The following is a 13,610-nucleotide window of genomic DNA, read 5'->3' on the forward strand; positions in this document are numbered from 1 at the left end:
CGGCGCTCGATACCCGCCCCACCGCAACACCCATGCCTTACACCCGCCGTACCCCTCCCTTGCACCCCCTCCGAACAGAACTAAGCTTGTTGCCACAGTGGGCTTCGCTCCCAAAGGAGCGAAGCAGACGCGGCGCACAGCCTGATGCCGTCCGCAAAAAAAGCTTGACCGATCGATCAGAAAAAGGTGAAAAACGGTACACATTACAAATATTTATTTGTGTACAATCGTCCCGACCCTATCGCCGTGGGACACCGACGAAAGGGCCCGGACACGGGTCGGCGCAAGGATCCTTGCGTTGCCATAACCCAAGTGGTTATCGATACTGGCGCCGATTTTTCGACCAACAAGAACACCAAAACCGTGGAACCTTAGAATGAGCACAGCAATCAGTCCGACTGCTTATAACTATAAGGTCGTCCGCCAGTTCGCCATCATGACGGTGGTCTGGGGGATCCTTGGCATGGGCCTGGGCGTCTTCATCGCCTCGCAGCTGGTGTGGCCGCAACTGAACCTGGACCTGCCCTGGACCAGCTTCGGCCGCCTGCGCCCGCTGCACACCAACCTGGTCATCTTCGCCTTCGGTGGCTGTGCGCTGTTCGGCACCAGCTACTACGTGGTGCAGCGGACCTGCCAGACCCGGCTGATCTCCGACAGCATGGCCGCCTTCACCTTCTGGGGCTGGCAGGCGGTGATCGTCGGCGCGCTGATCACCCTGCCGATGGGCTTCACCACCACCAAGGAATACGCTGAGCTCGAGTGGCCGCTGGCGATCCTGCTGGCCATTGTCTGGGTCACCTACGGGTTGGTGTTCTTCGGCACCATCGTCAAGCGCAAGACCAAGCACATCTATGTCGGCAACTGGTTCTACGGTGCCTTCATCGTGGTCACCGCGATGCTGCACATCGTCAACCACATCTCGCTGCCGGTCAGCCTGTTCAAGTCGTACTCGGCCTATGCCGGTGCCACCGACGCGATGATCCAGTGGTGGTACGGCCACAACGCGGTGGGCTTCTTCCTCACCACAGGCTTCCTGGGGATGATGTACTACTTCGTGCCCAAGCAGGCCGAGCGGCCGATCTACTCCTATCGCCTGTCGATCGTCCACTTCTGGGCGCTGATTACCCTGTACATCTGGGCAGGCCCCCACCACCTGCACTACACCGCCCTGCCGGATTGGGCGCAGTCGCTGGGCATGGTGATGTCGATCATCCTCCTGGCACCGAGCTGGGGCGGCATGATCAACGGCATGATGACCCTCTCGGGCGCCTGGCACAAACTGCGCACCGACCCGATCCTGCGCTTCCTGGTGGTGTCGCTGGCGTTCTATGGCATGTCCACCTTCGAAGGCCCGATGATGGCCATCAAGACTGTGAACTCGCTGTCGCACTACACCGACTGGACCATCGGCCACGTACATGCCGGCGCCCTCGGCTGGGTGGCGATGATCTCCATCGGCGCGGTCTACCACATGATCCCGAAACTCTACGGCCGCGAGCAGATGCACAGTGTCGGCCTGATCAACGCGCACTTCTGGCTGGCGACCATCGGCACCGTGCTGTACATCGCCTCGATGTGGGTCAACGGCATTACCCAGGGCCTGATGTGGCGCGCCATCAACGATGACGGCACGCTCACCTACTCCTTCGTCGAAGCCCTGCAGGCCAGCCACCCTGGCTATATCGTCCGCGCCCTGGGCGGTGCGTTCTTCGCCTCCGGCATGCTGCTGATGGCCTACAACGTATTCCGTACCGTACGTGCCGCCAACCCGGTACAGGCTGAGGAAGCCGCCAAGATCGTCGTCGTGGGAGCGCACTGATGAAGCATGAAGCCGTCGAGAAGAACATAGGCCTGCTGGCCTTCTTCATGGTCATCGCCGTGAGCGTCGGTGGCCTGACCCAGATCGTCCCACTGTTTTTCCAGGACGTCACCAACAAACCGGTCGAAGGCATGAAGCCGCGCACCGCGCTGGAAGTCGAAGGCCGCGACATCTACATCCGTGAAGGCTGCGTCGGTTGCCACTCGCAGATGATCCGCCCGTTCCGCGCCGAAACCGAGCGCTACGGCCACTACTCGGTCGCTGGCGAAAGCGTCTGGGACCACCCGTTCCTGTGGGGCTCCAAGCGCACCGGGCCTGACCTGGCCCGCGTTGGCGGCCGCTACTCGGACGACTGGCACCGCGCGCACCTGTACAACCCGCGCAACGTGGTACCGGAATCGAAGATGCCGTCCTACCCGTGGCTGGTCGAGAACAAGCTCGACGGCAAGGACACCGCCAAGAAGCTCGAAGTGCTGCGTACCCTGGGCACGCCGTACACCGATGCAGACATCGCCGGCGCCCGCGACGCGGTCAAGGGCAAGACCGAAATGGACGCCCTGGTCGCGTACCTGCAGGGTCTTGGCACCATCATCAAAAGCAAACGGTGACGCTGATGGATATCGGGATGATTCGCGGCCTGGGCACCGTCGTGGTGATGGTGGCCTTCGTGGGCCTGGCGCTGTGGGTGTTCAACCCACGGCGCAAGAAGGACTTCGACGAAGCGACCCAACTGCCCTTTGCGGATGATCCCGGGGCCAGCAAGCACGTCGAGCAAGCAAAAGCTTCTGGGAGCAAACAACAATGACAACCTTCTGGAGTCTGTACGTTACCGTCCTGACCCTGGGCACCATCTTCTCGCTGACCTGGCTGCTGCTGTCGACCCGCAAGGGCCAGCGCGAAGAGGTCACCGACGAAACCGTCGGGCATGCCTTCGATGGCATCGAGGAATACGACAACCCACTGCCCAAATGGTGGTTCTGGCTGTTCGTCGGCACCATCATCTTCGCCCTTGGCTACCTGGTGCTGTACCCAGGCCTGGGCAACTGGAAAGGCATGTTGCCGGGCTACTCGTACCTGGATAACGACAAGCAGACCGAGTTCTCCAACGGCCAGCCGGGCTGGACCGGCGTGCACGAGTGGGAAAAGGAAATGGCCAAGGCCAACGCGCGCTTCGGGCCGATCTTTGCCAAGTACGCCGCCATGCCACTCGAGGAAGTGGCCAAGGACCCCCAGGCGCTGAAGATGGGCGCACGCCTGTTCGCTTCGAACTGCTCGGTCTGCCACGGTTCCGACGCCAAGGGCGCCTACGGCTTCCCCAACCTGACCGACCAGGACTGGCGCTGGGGCGGCGAGCCGGAAACCATCAAGACCACCATCATGGGCGGGCGCCATGGCGTGATGCCAGCCTGGGGTGACGTGCTCGGCGAACAGGGCGTGGCCGATGTCGCCGCATTCGTCACCAGCAAGCTCGATGGCCGCAGCCTGCCAGAAGGCGCCAAGGCCGATGCCGAGAACGGTCAGAAGCTCTTCGCCGCCAACTGCGTGGCTTGCCACGGGCCTGAGGGCAAGGGCACCCCAGCCATGGGTGCGCCAAACCTGACCCACCCGCAGGCGTTCATCTACGGTTCGAGCTTTGCCCAGCTGCAGCAGACCATTCGCTATGGCCGCCAAGGGCAGATGCCAGCCCAGGAGCAGCTGCAGGGTAATGACAAGGTGCACTTGCTGGCCGCTTATGTGTACAGCCTGTCGCACCAGCCGGAGGCGGCCCAGCAGGCCGAGTAAGGCAGGCCTGGCCTCTCGCGGATGAATCCGCTCCTGCAAGGGTTACACGGGCCCTGTAGGGGCGGATTCATCCGCGATGAGCCTGGCAAAAGCAACACAAGATGACCTGGATCAATTGACACCCGCCATAACACGATTCATGCCACGAACCCAACGCGACTAAAGGTCGCAGCGCGATCCCATACCGCCATCAGCGGCGTATCATGGACCGCAGAGCGCTAGCAGAATGCGCGAGACTGCGGCCGGCACGCACTGGCCGCGGCGTTTCTCCACTGCCGTGGGACTTGATGATGAGCAAGCAAATTCCGGTACATGACGTCACCCCGCCTGCCAACAAAGGGAAGGATTCCGTCGATCTCTACGCCTCCCGCGAAAAAATCTACACCCGCGCCTTCACCGGCATCTTCCGCAGGCTGCGGATGGTCGGCGGCGCGGTGCTGTTCCTGCTCTACTTTGGCACCGTGTGGCTGAACTGGGGCGGGCACCAGGCCGTGTGGTGGAACCTGCCCGAGCGCAAGTTCTACATCTTCGGCGCCACCATCTGGCCCCAGGACTTCATCCTGCTCTCGGGCATCCTCATCGTCGCCGCCTTCGGCCTGTTCTTCGTCACCGTCTACGCTGGCCGCGTGTGGTGCGGCTACACCTGCCCGCAAAGCGTGTGGACGTGGATCTTCATGTGGTGCGAAAAAGTCACCGAGGGTGACCGCAACCAGCGCATGAAGCTCGACCGCTCCCCCATGAGCGGCAACAAACTCCTGCGCAAGTTCGCCAAGCACAGCCTGTGGCTGCTGATCGGCTTCGTCACCGGCATGACCTTCGTTGGCTACTTCTCGCCCATCCGCGAACTGCTCACTGAATTCTTCACAGGCGATGCCGACGGCTGGGCCTACTTCTGGGTCGGCTTCTTCACCCTGGCCACCTATGGCAACGCCGGCTGGCTGCGCGAGCAGGTGTGCGTGTACATGTGCCCCTACGCGCGCTTCCAGAGCGTGATGTTCGACAAGGACACCCTGATCGTTTCCTACGACCCGCGCCGTGGCGAAACCCGCGGCCCGCGCAAAAAAGACGTCGACTACAAGGCCAAGGGCCTGGGCGACTGCATCGATTGCACCATGTGCGTTCAGGTATGCCCCACCGGCATCGACATCCGCGACGGCTTGCAGATCGAATGCATTGGCTGTGCGGCGTGCATCGATGCCTGTGACAGCATCATGGAAAAGATGAACTACCCCAAAGGGCTGATCAGCTACACCACCGAACACAACCTCTCGGGGCAGAAGACCCATATGCTGCGCCCACGCCTGATCGGCTATGCCGCGGTGCTGCTGGTGATGATCGTCGCCCTGGGTACGGCCTTCGCCACCCGCTCGCTGGTGGGCTTCGACGTCAGCAAGGACCGCGTGCTGTACCGCGAGAACGCCCAGGGCCGGATCGAAAACGTGTACAGCCTCAAGGTCATGAACAAGGACCAGCGCGACCACGTCTACGTGCTGGACGCCGCCGGCCTGCCCGACCTGCGCCTGGAAGGCCAGCGTGAAATCCGCGTGGCCGCCGGCGATATCGTCAGCCTGCCGGTGCAACTGTCGATCGCCCCCGAGAAGCTGCCCTCGACCACCAACGAAATCACCTTCATCCTCAAGAGCGCCGACGACAGCGCTGCCAAGGTTGAAGCCAAGAGCCGCTTCATCGGCCCACAGATCCGCTGACAGAGAGAACACTGACAATGCCTGCCGCCACCGCCGCCAGCCCCTGGTACAAGCACCTCTGGCCCTGGATCATCATCGGCATCCTGACCACCTCGGTGTGCCTGAGCCTGACCATGGTCAGCATTGCCGTAAACAACCCGGACAACCTGGTCAACGACAACTATTACGAGGCTGGCAAAGGCATCAACCGCTCGCTGGACCGTGAACTGCTGGCCCAGACCCTCAATCTCAAGGCCAGCGTGCACCTGGATGAGTTGACCGGCGAAGTGGACGTGCGCCTGAACGGCAACAGTGACCCACAGAACCTGGAACTGAACCTGATTTCGCCGACCCAGCCAGACAAGGACCGCAAGGTGCTGCTCAGCCGGGTCGAGGCCGGGCGTTATGTCGGGCAGCTGGAAGACAAGGTCGACGGGCGCCGGTTCGTGGAGCTGCTCGGCAGCCAGGACGAACATGTGTGGCGGTTGTTCGAGGAAGAGAAGGTCGAGCATGGCGTCACGTTGCAACTGGGCGATGAAGCCATCCAGGGCGCCGAGCACCTGTAGCAGCAGCCTTGCGTCGCGAGCGGGGCGCGGAGCGGCCCCAGGATTCAGCTTAGCCGCAAAGATTGCCGGGGCTGCCATGCAGCCCTTTCGCGACACAAGGCCGCTCCTACAAGGATGCGCGTCATGCAGACGATTTGTGTAAGGCCATGATGTAATGACCCAACCCACCCCCTGCTACCACTGCGCCCTGCCCGTCCCCGCCGGCAGCCGCTTCACTGCCGTGGTCCTCGGCGAACCCCGGCAGTTTTGCTGCCCGGGCTGCCAGGCGGTGGCCGAGTCCATCGTCGCCGGCGGCCTTGCGCACTATTACCAGCACCGCAGCGACAGCAGCATCAACCCCGAAGCGCTGCCCAAGCAACTGCAGGACGAACTGGCCCTTTACGACCGCAGCGATGTACAGCAGCACTTCGTCCGCCATGCCGGCGAACTCGCCGAGACCACCCTGCTGGTCGAGGGCATCAGCTGCGCTGCCTGCGGCTGGCTGATCGAAAAACACCTGCGCAACCTGCCAGGCGTCGCCGAAGCCCGCCTGAACCTGTCCAACCATCGCCTCCAGCTCAACTGGGACGACCACCAGCTACCGCTGTCGCGGCTGCTCGCCCAGCTGCGCCAGATCGGCTATGCCGCCCACCCCTACCAGCCCGACCAGGCCGCCGAGCAGCTCGCCCGGGAGAACCGCAGCGCCCTGCGCCGCCTGGGCGTGGCCGGGCTGCTGTGGTTCCAGGCGATGATGGCGACCATGGCCACCTGGCCGGAATTCAGCATCGACCTGTCGCCAGAGATGCACACCATCCTACGCTGGGTCGCGCTGTTTCTGACCATTCCCATCGTGTTCTACAGCTGCGCACCGTTCTTCAAGGGTGCCGCGCGCGACCTGCGCACCCGCCACCTGACCATGGACGTCTCAGTGTCGCTGGCCATTGGCCTGGCTTTCGGCGCGGGCATCTGGACGGCCGTGACCGGCAGCGGCGAGCTGTACTTCGATACCGTCGGCATGTTTGCCCTGTTCCTCCTCACCGGCCGCTACCTCGAGCGCCGCGCCCGTGAACGTACCGCCGCCGCCACCGCGCAGCTGGTCAACCTGCTACCCGCCTCATGCCTGCGCCTGGACAGCCTCGGCCGGGCCGAACGCATCCTGCTCGGCGAGCTGCAGCGTGGCGATACCGTGCAAGTGCTGCCTGGCGCGGTGATCCCTGCCGACGGGCGCATCGTCGAAGGCCACTCCAGCGTCGACGAATCGCTGCTGACGGGCGAGTACTTGCCACAACCGCGCCGGGCCGGCGAGCGCGTCACTGGCGGCACGCTGAACGTCGAGAGCACGCTGAACGTGGAAGTCGAAGCCCTCGGCCATGACTCGCGCCTTTCAGCCATTGTCCGCCTGCTTGAACGCGCGCAGACAGAAAAACCACGGCTGGCGGAAATCGCCGACCGCGCCTCGCAGTATTTCCTGCTGTTCTCGCTGCTGGCCGCCCTGGCCATCGGCCTGTGGTGGTGGTACCTGGACCCGGCGCGGGCATTCTGGATCGTCCTGGCCATGCTGGTGGCAACCTGCCCATGCGCCTTGTCCCTGGCCACCCCGACCGCGCTCACCGCTGCCACTGGCACCCTGCACAAGCTGGGCCTGCTGGTGACCCGCGGCCACGTGCTGGAGGGCCTCAACCAGATCGACACGGTGATCTTCGACAAGACCGGCACCCTCACCGAAGGCCGCCTGACCCTGCGCAACATCCGCCCTCTGGCGGCGCTGCCTGCCGACCGCTGCCTGGCCCTCGCCGCTGCCCTCGAGAACCGCTCAGAACACCCGATCGCCCGTGCCTTTGGCCGTACCGCCAGCCCCGCCGACGAGGTCCAGACAGTGCCGGGGCTCGGGCTCGAGGGCAAGGTCGACGGCCAGCCACTGCGCATCGGCCAGGCCACCTTCGTCTGTGCGCTCAGTGGCGCCGAAATCCCCAGCGTGCCAGAACCTCGCGGCCAATGGTTGCTGCTGGGCGACCGCCAGGGCCCACTGGCCTGGTTCGGCCTCGATGATCGCCTGCGCGAAGATGCCCCGGCCCTGCTCGCCGTTTGCCAGGCACGCGGCTGGCGTACGCTGCTGCTGTCCGGCGACAGTTCGCCGATGGTCGCCGAGGTGGCCGCGCAACTGGGCATCGACCAGGCCATTGGCGGGCTGCGCCCGGACGACAAGCTGGACCGGCTCAAGGCGCTTCAGGCGTCGGGGCGCAAGGTGCTGATGCTTGGTGACGGGGTCAATGACGTGCCGGTGCTGGCCGCCGCCGACATCAGCATCGCCATGGGCAGCGCCACCGACCTGGCCAAGACCAGCGCCGACGCGGTGCTGTTGTCCAACCGCCTGCAAGCACTGGTCGAGGCCTTTGACCTGGCCCGCCGCACCCGCCGCAACATCCTCGAGAACCTGCTCTGGGCAACCCTGTATAATGGCCTCATGTTGCCGTTCGCCGCGCTTGGCTGGATCACCCCGGTGTGGGCGGCCATCGGCATGTCGGTCAGTTCACTGATCGTGGTGCTCAATGCCCTGCGCCTGACCCGGCTGGCTCACCCGCCGGCGGCAGCGGGCTTGCCTGCGAACGACACAGCAGCTAACGGAAGGAAGTCGCCATGCCCGCGCTCTATGTGATGATCCCAGCCGCCCTGCTGCTGGTTGGCGTGGCCGTGTACATCTTCTTCTGGGCGGTGGACAGCGGCCAGTACGACGACCTCGAAGGGCCGGCCCACAGCATCCTGTTCGATGATCAGGACCCGCGCCATCAGGCGGCGGTCAAACCTGACGAAACCACAGCGCCAGGCGACAAGGAAGCACCACCCCGTGCCTGACCTGCTTCCCCTGATCGGCTCGGCACTGGTCCTCGGCCTGCTCGGTGGTGGCCACTGCCTGGGCATGTGCGGTGGCCTGATGGGCGCGCTGACCCTGGCCATCCCCCCAGAACAACGCAGGCGGCGCCTGCGCCTGCTGGTGGCATACAACCTGGGGCGCATCCTCAGCTATGCCTGCGCCGGCCTGCTGCTGGGCCTGGCTGGCTGGGCAGTGGCCAGCAGCCCGGCAGCCATGGCCTTGCGCGTGGTGGCAGCATTGTTGCTGATCGCCATGGGCCTGTACCTGGCCGGCTGGTGGAGCGGGCTGACCCGCATCGAAGCACTGGGCCGAGGGCTTTGGCGGCACATTCAGCCAGCCGCCTCCCGCCTGATGCCGGTGTCCAGCCTACCCCGCGCACTGCTGCTGGGCGCGCTGTGGGGCTGGCTGCCGTGCGGCCTGGTGTACAGCACCTTGTTGTGGGCGGCCAGCCAGGGCAACGCTGGCTACAGTGCTGCGTTGATGCTGGCATTCGGGCTGGGGACCTGGCCGATATTGCTGGCCACAGGGCTGGCGGCGGAGCGGGTAAACGCCGTGTTGAGGCGGCGCAGTGTGCGCATGGCCGGTGGTGTACTGGTGATCCTGTTTGGAATCTGGACGTTGCCTGGCCCTCACCAGCACTGGCTCATGGGCCACTGATGGGCCGTGTCGCGGCCCATTCACGAGCAAGCCCGCGCCCACAGGGACAGCACACGCCGTGAGGCCTGTGGTGGCCCTGGGAGAGCGGGCTTGGCCCGCCAATGGGCTGCAAAGCAGCTCCTGTCAGCCTTGATACAAATCAACACAGTTTCCTACAGACGGCCATAGACTCCGGACACTGCTGCATTATCCGGGGACCGCCCACATGCTCGACGACCTACGTTGGGATGCCGACCTGATCCGCCGCTACGATCTCGCCGGCCCACGCTACACCTCCTACCCGACCGCCGTGCAACTGCACAGCGAGGTAGGCTCGTTCGACCTGCTCCACGCCCTGCGCGAGAGCCGCCGGGCCGTGCGCCCACTGTCGCTGTATGTGCACGTACCGTTCTGCGCCAACATCTGCTACTACTGCGCCTGCAACAAGGTCATCACCAAGGACCGCGGCCGCGCGGCACCTTACCTGCAGCGCCTGGAGCAGGAGATCCAGCTGATCGCCTGCCACCTGGACCCTAAACAGCGCGTTGAACAGCTGCACTTTGGCGGTGGCACGCCGACCTTCCTCAGCCATGTGGAACTGCGCCAGCTGATGGCCACCCTGCGCCAGCACTTCAACCTGCTGGATGACGATTCCGGGGACTACGGCATCGAGATCGACCCCCGCGAAGCCGACTGGTCGACCATGGGCCTGCTCCGCGAACTGGGCTTCAACCGCGTCAGCCTCGGCGTGCAGGACCTCGACCCGGCTGTACAACGCGCGGTCAACCGCCTGCAGAGCCTGGAGCAGACCCGCACCCTGATCGAGGCCGCACGCACCTTGCAGTTCCGCTCGGTCAACCTCGACCTGATCTACGGCCTGCCCAAACAGACCGTGGAAGGTTTTGCCCGAACCGTCGACGAGGTGATTCGCCTGCAACCGGATCGGCTCTCGGTGTTCAACTACGCCCACCTGCCCGAGCGCTTCATGCCGCAGCGGCGCATCGACAGCAACGACCTGCCGGCCCCGGCGGTGAAGCTGGAGATGCTGCACAACACCATCGAGCAGCTGACCGCCGCCGGCTACCGCTACATCGGCATGGACCACTTCGCCCTGCCCGACGACGAGCTGGCAATCGCCCAGGAAGAAGGCACCCTGCAGCGCAACTTCCAGGGCTACACCACCCACGGCCACTGCGACCTCATTGGCCTGGGGGTTTCGGCGATCAGCCAGATCGGCGACCTGTACTGCCAGAACAGCAGCGACCTCAATACCTATCAGGACGCCCTGTCCAACGCCCAACTGGCGACCCAGCGCGGGCTGCTCTGCAACCACGACGACCGCCTGCGGCGGGCCGTGATCCAACAGCTGATCTGCCATTTCGAACTGGACTTCGAGCCGATCGAGGAGGCGTTCACCATCGATTTCCGTGGATATTTCAACGGTCTGTGGCCAGAACTGCAGAGCATGCAACGTGACGGCCTGATCAGCCTCGACGACAAGGGCATACGCATCCTGCCAGCCGGGCGCCTGCTGGCGCGCTCGGTGTGCATGGTGTTCGACGCCTACCTGGCGATGCAAAACCGCCAGCGTTTTTCCCGGGTGATCTGAACGGCGAGCCGATCAACCGCATGGACAAGCCTCCTGGCCAGGCACACTATGGGCACACATGGACTCCCGGCAGGTAACCTGCCGGGGTATCGCCAGCGCGCATCACCAACGCGCAACTGGCCTACACCCTGTGTCGTGGGTTACCCTTACGACTTATGTGTGCTTTCCCACAAGGATCGATTCAAATGTCCGAGCCAGTCAAACTGCGCCCTCATAACCAGGCCCACTGCAAGGACTGCAGCCTGGCCCCCCTGTGCCTGCCTCTTTCGCTCAACCTGGAAGACATGGATGCACTGGATGAAATCGTCAAGCGCGGGCGCCCACTGAAGAAAGGCGAGTTCCTGTTCCGCCAGGGTGACAATTTCGGCTCGGTTTACGCCGTTCGTTCCGGCGCCCTCAAGACCTTCAGCCTGAGCGACAGCGGCGAAGAACAGATCACCGGCTTCCACCTGCCCAGCGAGCTGGTCGGCCTGTCCGGCATGGACACCGAGGCCTACCCGGTGTCGGCCCAGGCCCAGGAAACCACCTCGGTTTGTGAAATTCCCTTCGAGCGCCTCGATGAGCTCTCCGTTCAGCTGCCACAGCTGCGCCGCCAGCTGATGCGGGTGATGAGCCGCGAAATTCGTGACGATCAGCAGATGATGCTGCTGCTGTCGAAGAAAACCGCCGACGAACGCATTGCCACTTTCCTGGTCAACCTGTCCGCACGCTTCCGCGCCCGCGGCTACTCGGCCAACCAGTTCCGCCTGAGCATGTCGCGCAACGAGATCGGCAACTACCTGGGGCTGGCGGTGGAAACCGTGTCGCGAGTCTTCACCCGCTTCCAGCAGAACGGCCTGATCCGCGCCGAAGGCAAGGAAGTGCATATCCTCGACCCGATCCAGCTGTGCGCGCTGGCCGGCGGTGCAATCGAAGCCTGAAATTGGCGTTTAGCGGGTATACTTGGGCATTCGTTTTCCCAGGATACCCGCAACAATGCACAGCGACGCCTTCGACCTCAAAGCCCTGATCCGCCCGGTAGTGGACTTCCCCAAGCCCGGCGTGATCTTCCGCGACATCACCCCGCTGTTCCAGTCGCCGCGCGGGCTGCGCTACGTGGCCGACCAGTTCATCGAGCGTTACGTCGAGGCTGAGTTCAGCCACATCGGCGCCATGGACGCACGGGGTTTCCTGATCGGCTCGATCATCGCCCACCAGCTGAACAAGCCGCTGATCCTGTTCCGCAAACAGGGCAAGCTGCCGGCTGACGTGTTGAGCGAGGCCTACCAGACCGAATACGGCGAAGCCTTCCTGGAAGTGCATGCCGACAGCCTGTGCGAAGGTGATTCGGTACTGATCTTCGATGACCTGATTGCCACCGGCGGCACCCTGCTGGCCGCAGCCAACCTGGTGCGCCGCACCGGTGCGCAGGTATTCGAAGCGGCAGCGATCATCGACCTGCCAGAGCTGGATGGCTCGCGCCGACTGCAGGCGGCCGGGGTACCGACCTTCTGCCTGACCGAGTTTTCCCTGAGCGAATACTGAGTTGCTGTTTGGGGCCGCTGTGCGGCCCATTCGCGGGCAAGCCCGCCCCCACAGTGTTCATGTGGGGCGGGCTTGCCTGCGAATAGCCTGCGAACAGCCCCAGCGATTTACAGCGAGATCGGCTTGCGCCCGGCAAAGGCATGGGCCAGGGTGCCGCCATCGACCAGTTCCAGCTCCCCACCCAGCGGCACGCCATGGGCGATGCGCGACGCCACCAGCCCTTTCTCGTTCAGCAACTGGGCGATGTAATGCGCCGTGGCCTCACCCTCCACGGTCGGGTTGGTCGCCAGGATCACTTCAGTGAAGCTGCCTTGCTCTTCGATCCGCGCCATCAGCTGCGGCACGCCAATCGCTTCAGGCCCCAGGCCATCGAGCGGCGACAAGTGCCCCTTGAGCACAAAGTAACGCCCGCGATAGCCGGTCTGCTCCACCGCATACACATCCATCGGCCCTTCCACCACGCACAGCTGCGTGTCATCACGGCGCGGGTCGCTGCACTGCGGGCACAGCGCCTGCTCGGTCAGGGTCCGGCACTGGCGGCAATGGCCTACCCCCTCCATGGCCTGGCTCAGCGCCTGGGCCAGGCGCAGGCCGCCACTGCGGTCACGTTCAAGCAGCTGCAAGGCCATGCGCTGGGCGGTTTTCTGGCCGACGCCCGGGAGGGTGCGCAGGGCGTCGATCAGTTGGCGGATCAGGGGGCTGAAGCTCATGTAGACAGGCCTGCAAGTCTTGGAAAACAGAATGAACAAGGGAGCAACGACCGCCAGGCCGTTACTCCCCCTGTGAAGCTGAAAGCGGATCAGAACGGCATCTTGAAGCCCGGCGGCAGCTGCATGCCGGCAGTCATGTTGCCCATCTTGTCCTGGCTGTTCTGCTCGATCTTGCGCACGGCGTCGTTCAGCGCAGCGGCGATCAGGTCTTCCAGCACTTCCTTGTCGTCTTCATCGGTCGACATCAGGCTCTGGTCGATGCTGACACGCTTGACGTCGTGACGACCGGTCATCACCACGCTCACCAGGCCGCCACCGGACTGGCCGGTGACTTCGGCGTTGGCCAGCTCTTCCTGCATCTTTTGCATCTTTTCCTGCATCTGCTGGGCCTGCTTCATCAGGCCGGCCATGCCACCTTTCATCATGGG

14 protein-coding genes are annotated in these 13,610 nt (G+C 64.1%); 12 read left to right on the forward strand and 2 right to left on the reverse strand.

Going from position 1 to position 13,610, the window contains the following annotated elements; translation table 11 throughout:
- Positions 1-376: 376 nt before the first annotated feature.
- The 12 genes from ccoN to APH27_RS22975 all read left to right on the forward strand — a co-directional run bounded on the left by ccoN (position 377) and on the right by APH27_RS22975 (position 12,472).
- On the forward strand, positions 377-1,819 hold the full coding sequence (ccoN, locus tag APH27_RS22920) for a cytochrome-c oxidase, cbb3-type subunit I (protein WP_027921278.1): 1,443 nt from the start codon (positions 377-379) through the stop codon (positions 1,817-1,819).
- Positions 1,819-2,427 carry a cytochrome-c oxidase, cbb3-type subunit II gene (gene ccoO / locus APH27_RS22925; protein ID WP_027921277.1) on the forward strand — a complete coding sequence of 203 codons (609 nt, stop codon included), beginning with the start codon at positions 1,819-1,821 and terminating at the stop codon, positions 2,425-2,427. The genes ccoN and ccoO overlap by 1 nt, the downstream gene beginning before the upstream one ends.
- Before the next feature lie 5 nt (positions 2,428-2,432).
- Complete coding sequence (locus tag APH27_RS22930; protein ID WP_027921276.1) at positions 2,433-2,624, forward strand: CcoQ/FixQ family Cbb3-type cytochrome c oxidase assembly chaperone; 192 nt, start codon at positions 2,433-2,435, stop codon at positions 2,622-2,624.
- The gene (gene ccoP / locus APH27_RS22935; protein ID WP_060485979.1) at positions 2,621-3,601 is read left to right on the forward strand and encodes a cytochrome-c oxidase, cbb3-type subunit III; all 981 of its coding nucleotides are present in this window, start codon (positions 2,621-2,623) and stop codon (positions 3,599-3,601) included. Before APH27_RS22930 ends, ccoP begins: the two co-directional genes overlap by 4 nt.
- Before the next feature lie 290 nt (positions 3,602-3,891).
- On the forward strand, positions 3,892-5,307 hold the full coding sequence (ccoG, locus tag APH27_RS22940; protein ID WP_060485980.1) for a cytochrome c oxidase accessory protein CcoG: 1,416 nt from the start codon (positions 3,892-3,894) through the stop codon (positions 5,305-5,307).
- Positions 5,308-5,324: 17 nt separating this feature from the next.
- Positions 5,325-5,852 carry a FixH family protein gene (locus APH27_RS22945; RefSeq protein ID WP_060485981.1) on the forward strand — a complete coding sequence of 176 codons (528 nt, stop codon included), beginning with the start codon at positions 5,325-5,327 and terminating at the stop codon, positions 5,850-5,852.
- 154 nt (positions 5,853-6,006) lie between these two features.
- Entirely contained in the window at positions 6,007-8,487 is a 2,481-nt protein-coding gene (locus APH27_RS22950; RefSeq protein WP_060485982.1) for a heavy metal translocating P-type ATPase, read from the forward strand.
- A complete protein-coding gene (gene ccoS, locus APH27_RS22955) occupies positions 8,469-8,684 on the forward strand; it encodes a cbb3-type cytochrome oxidase assembly protein CcoS (protein ID WP_027921271.1) in 216 nt (71 codons plus the stop codon). The genes APH27_RS22950 and ccoS overlap by 19 nt, the downstream gene beginning before the upstream one ends.
- A complete protein-coding gene (locus APH27_RS22960) occupies positions 8,677-9,360 on the forward strand; it encodes a sulfite exporter TauE/SafE family protein (RefSeq protein WP_060485983.1) in 684 nt (227 codons plus the stop codon). Before ccoS ends, APH27_RS22960 begins: the two co-directional genes overlap by 8 nt.
- Positions 9,361-9,565: 205 nt before the next feature.
- Positions 9,566-10,948 carry an oxygen-independent coproporphyrinogen III oxidase gene (gene hemN / locus APH27_RS22965; protein ID WP_027921269.1) on the forward strand — a complete coding sequence of 461 codons (1,383 nt, stop codon included), beginning with the start codon at positions 9,566-9,568 and terminating at the stop codon, positions 10,946-10,948.
- A gap of 185 nt (positions 10,949-11,133) precedes the next feature.
- Complete coding sequence (gene fnrA / locus APH27_RS22970) at positions 11,134-11,868, forward strand: Crp/Fnr family transcriptional regulator FnrA (RefSeq protein WP_016711709.1); 735 nt, start codon at positions 11,134-11,136, stop codon at positions 11,866-11,868.
- Positions 11,869-11,923: 55 nt separating this feature from the next.
- The gene (locus tag APH27_RS22975; protein ID WP_027921268.1) at positions 11,924-12,472 is read left to right on the forward strand and encodes an adenine phosphoribosyltransferase; all 549 of its coding nucleotides are present in this window, start codon (positions 11,924-11,926) and stop codon (positions 12,470-12,472) included.
- 107 nt (positions 12,473-12,579) lie between these two features.
- Here APH27_RS22975 and recR read toward each other — a convergent pair whose 3' ends face one another.
- Together recR and APH27_RS22985 are read right to left on the reverse strand one after the other, a co-directional pair.
- The gene (gene recR, locus APH27_RS22980) at positions 12,580-13,182 is read right to left on the reverse strand and encodes a recombination mediator RecR (RefSeq protein WP_027921267.1); all 603 of its coding nucleotides are present in this window, start codon (positions 13,180-13,182) and stop codon (positions 12,580-12,582) included.
- 89 nt (positions 13,183-13,271) lie between these two features.
- Positions 13,272-13,607 (reverse strand): YbaB/EbfC family nucleoid-associated protein, encoded by a 336-nt coding sequence (locus APH27_RS22985; RefSeq protein WP_027921266.1) that lies wholly within the window; start codon positions 13,605-13,607, stop codon positions 13,272-13,274.
- Positions 13,608-13,610: the final 3 nt, after the last annotated feature.

The organism is Pseudomonas sp. NBRC 111123 (assembly GCF_001320205.1).
Taxonomy (GTDB): Bacteria; Pseudomonadota; Gammaproteobacteria; order Pseudomonadales; family Pseudomonadaceae; genus Aquipseudomonas; species Aquipseudomonas putida_J.

Excerpts from the sequence above, each read along its gene's own strand:
- ccoO (WP_027921277.1), top strand. The coding sequence starts at position 1,819 with ATGAAGCATGAAGCCGTCGAGAAGAACATAGGCCTGCTGGCCTTCTTC.
- ccoN (WP_027921278.1), top strand. The coding sequence starts at position 377 with ATGAGCACAGCAATCAGTCCGACTGCTTATAACTATAAGGTCGTCCGC.
- APH27_RS22930 (WP_027921276.1), top strand. The coding sequence starts at position 2,433 with ATGGATATCGGGATGATTCGCGGCCTGGGCACCGTCGTGGTGATGGTG.
- APH27_RS22950 (WP_060485982.1), top strand. The coding sequence starts at position 6,007 with ATGACCCAACCCACCCCCTGCTACCACTGCGCCCTGCCCGTCCCCGCC.
- ccoP (WP_060485979.1), top strand. The coding sequence starts at position 2,621 with ATGACAACCTTCTGGAGTCTGTACGTTACCGTCCTGACCCTGGGCACC.
- APH27_RS22945 (WP_060485981.1), top strand. The coding sequence starts at position 5,325 with ATGCCTGCCGCCACCGCCGCCAGCCCCTGGTACAAGCACCTCTGGCCC.
- fnrA (WP_016711709.1), top strand. The coding sequence starts at position 11,134 with ATGTCCGAGCCAGTCAAACTGCGCCCTCATAACCAGGCCCACTGCAAG.
- hemN (WP_027921269.1), top strand. The coding sequence starts at position 9,566 with ATGCTCGACGACCTACGTTGGGATGCCGACCTGATCCGCCGCTACGAT.
- ccoG (WP_060485980.1), top strand. The coding sequence starts at position 3,892 with ATGAGCAAGCAAATTCCGGTACATGACGTCACCCCGCCTGCCAACAAA.
- APH27_RS22975 (WP_027921268.1), top strand. The coding sequence starts at position 11,924 with ATGCACAGCGACGCCTTCGACCTCAAAGCCCTGATCCGCCCGGTAGTG.
- recR (WP_027921267.1), bottom strand. The coding sequence starts at position 13,182 with ATGAGCTTCAGCCCCCTGATCCGCCAACTGATCGACGCCCTGCGCACC.
- APH27_RS22985 (WP_027921266.1), bottom strand. The coding sequence starts at position 13,607 with ATGATGAAAGGTGGCATGGCCGGCCTGATGAAGCAGGCCCAGCAGATG.
- ccoS (WP_027921271.1), top strand. The coding sequence starts at position 8,469 with ATGCCCGCGCTCTATGTGATGATCCCAGCCGCCCTGCTGCTGGTTGGC.